Source organism: Pseudomonas sp. 2VD (genome assembly GCF_005503585.1).
In the GTDB taxonomy this organism is placed as follows: Bacteria; Pseudomonadota; Gammaproteobacteria; order Pseudomonadales; family Pseudomonadaceae; genus Pseudomonas; species Pseudomonas aeruginosa.
On the sequence record NZ_SCND01000599.1, the window covers coordinates 1 to 1,998 of the forward strand.

The window sequence follows — 1,998 nt, forward strand, 5'->3', positions numbered from 1 at the left end:
GGCGTCGACATGCTCGATCGGCTCCTTGTGCCGCTGCTCGGCCAGGCGCAGGAAGCTTTCCTGCGCCAGGTCCGCCGCCAGGTGCGGATCGCGGGTCTTGCGCAACAGATACGACTGCAACTGCCGCGCATGCCTGAGAAACAGTGCCTTGAGATCCTGCTCCGCCAACGGCGCATCCACCCACGTCCTTTCAGAAGGGCAGCAGCATATTTTTTATGATAATGATTTTCAATCGTATTCTTGTGAGATGCCGGGCTCAGCCGAACACCGAGCCGCCGCCGAGGTAGGCCAGGCCCGCGCCAAAGGCCGCCAGCGCCAGCGGCGGGCGCATCGGCGCGTCGTTGATGGCGAAGGCCAGTTGCGCCAGCGGAAACAGCAGCAGGCAGAGCAATGCGCAGGGGATCGAACGGCGGCCGCCGCTGGCCACGGACCAGACGTAGCCGATGAGCAGGAGGGCGAAACCGAGGTCTTGCATGCCGGGCATCCTTGCGGGGCGGAAGGTATGCGCCGCGCAACGGACGGCAGGCGCGCAACCTTAGCAGAAGCGCGGGAGCCGAGGAAAACCCGGCGCGGCCCGTGCCGCGCCGGGTTCGCTCAATTGCCGCTGCAACCGCTGCCCCAGGCCTTGTACTCGACGGTATGCCGCTCGCCCTGCGAGTCCTCGTAGACCAGGCGCGCCGGGACGATCCCACAGGCGCTCCACAGGTCGGTCTTGTAGATCACCCGGGCGATGTCCAGGCGCCCTTCCACGTAATGCTGGCGGAGCGATTTCGAGTCCGGGTTGGGTCCGTAGGGCTGCTGCTGCGCCTGGGCCAGCGGTGCCAGGCCGAGCAGCGCGACAAGTGCCAACGGGATCACTCTCATGAGGATGTCTCCTTGGTAGAACGTTCAGCCTGAAACTACGCTGCGGAGACTGTCAGGCTCATGAGCCCGGCGTGACATTTCTGTCAGACGACGACCGCCCCGGCAATGCGCCAGCAATCCTGGCGCTATCCACGGACGGCAAGACGCCATATACTGTATGGATAACCAGTCAAAGCAACCTTGCGACTCAGAAGGCACAGAGGTGATGAATGGCCGTCGAAGTGGTGTACCGCAGCAGTCGGGATCAGGAGCGTTTGTTCATGGACAAGGCTGAAGCCGATCGTTACGACAAGATGCTGGAGCTGGCGGAAACGCTGGCCGAGGTGCTGCAGAAGGCGGTGCCGTCGCTGAAGGAGGAACAGGTGGAAGAACTCGGCATCTTCATGGCGAAGAACCGCGACGCCTTCGCCCGCGCCTTCAAGAACCAGCCGGACGCCCTCAACGAACTGTTCGAGGAAAACGCCGCGGACGAATGAGCCGCCGCTGCAAGCAAAGCGCAAGGAGCCGAAACATGCCGCGACAACTTGCCGGCCTGCTGTGCGTCCTCCTCGGCCTCGCCGGCGCCCCTGCCCTCGCCTGCCCATTCCGGGCCACGGACGCCGAGACACCGGCAGCCTCTGCCGGCGCCGCGCAGGTCCTGGCCCTGGGCGGCACCGGCAGACTGCAACTCGACCTGCAACGGGCCCCCGCCACCCTGCTGCACAGCGGCGACCTGCTGATCGCCCGCTACGCCGAGGGTCATTACCTCGCCCACCGCCTGCTCGAAGGCAACGAGATGGGCGCGGACGAGGGCGAACGGCTCGACCTTCCGCGACAGGTTCGCCTGCTCTTCGGAGCCCTGCCGCTGGACGGCCTGCCCGACGCCGAGCGCGAGCGTCTCCAGGCGCAGCGCCAGGCCCTCGGCTTGTGCGACCGGCGCGCCAGCGCCAGCCGCTACCGCGTGGCCGGCACCGAGGTCTATCGCCTGCGCGGCAGCCAGGCCGGCAAGCCCTACCACGCGCTCTACCTGCTCGACGGTCCCCAGGTGCACTACCTCGACAGCTCCGGCAGCGACGCCTTCATCGCGCAGTTGCTCGCCAGCCTGCGACGCCGCTGAGTCCGCGCGGCGCTTGTCCGACCCCCATCGACCAGGAA

The 1,998-nt window shown here is 66.5% G+C and carries 5 protein-coding genes; 2 read left to right on the top strand and 3 right to left on the bottom strand.

Features of this window, described 5'->3' with window-relative positions; genetic code table 11:
- The 3 genes from FFS27_RS32225 to FFS27_RS32235 all read right to left on the bottom strand — a co-directional run.
- Positions 1-180: RNA polymerase sigma factor (locus FFS27_RS32225; protein WP_272483181.1), on the bottom strand; the 180-nt coding region annotated here is incomplete at its 3' end.
- A gap of 76 nt (positions 181-256) precedes the next feature.
- Positions 257-475, bottom strand: coding sequence for a hypothetical protein (locus FFS27_RS32230; RefSeq protein WP_003112066.1), 219 nt, complete (start codon positions 473-475; stop codon positions 257-259).
- 119 nt (positions 476-594) lie between these two features.
- Entirely contained in the window at positions 595-864 is a 270-nt protein-coding gene (locus FFS27_RS32235) for a DUF2790 domain-containing protein (protein ID WP_003091850.1), read from the bottom strand.
- Between the two features lie 209 nt (positions 865-1,073).
- On the opposite strand from FFS27_RS32235, the gene FFS27_RS32240 reads away from it, so the two are divergent.
- Together FFS27_RS32240 and FFS27_RS32245 are read left to right on the top strand one after the other, a co-directional pair.
- The gene (locus tag FFS27_RS32240; protein ID WP_003091854.1) at positions 1,074-1,340 is read left to right on the top strand and encodes a YebG family protein; all 267 of its coding nucleotides are present in this window, start codon (positions 1,074-1,076) and stop codon (positions 1,338-1,340) included.
- A gap of 35 nt (positions 1,341-1,375) precedes the next feature.
- Positions 1,376-1,960, top strand: coding sequence for a hypothetical protein (locus tag FFS27_RS32245; protein WP_137952527.1), 585 nt, complete (start codon positions 1,376-1,378; stop codon positions 1,958-1,960).
- Positions 1,961-1,998 lie beyond the last annotated feature (38 nt).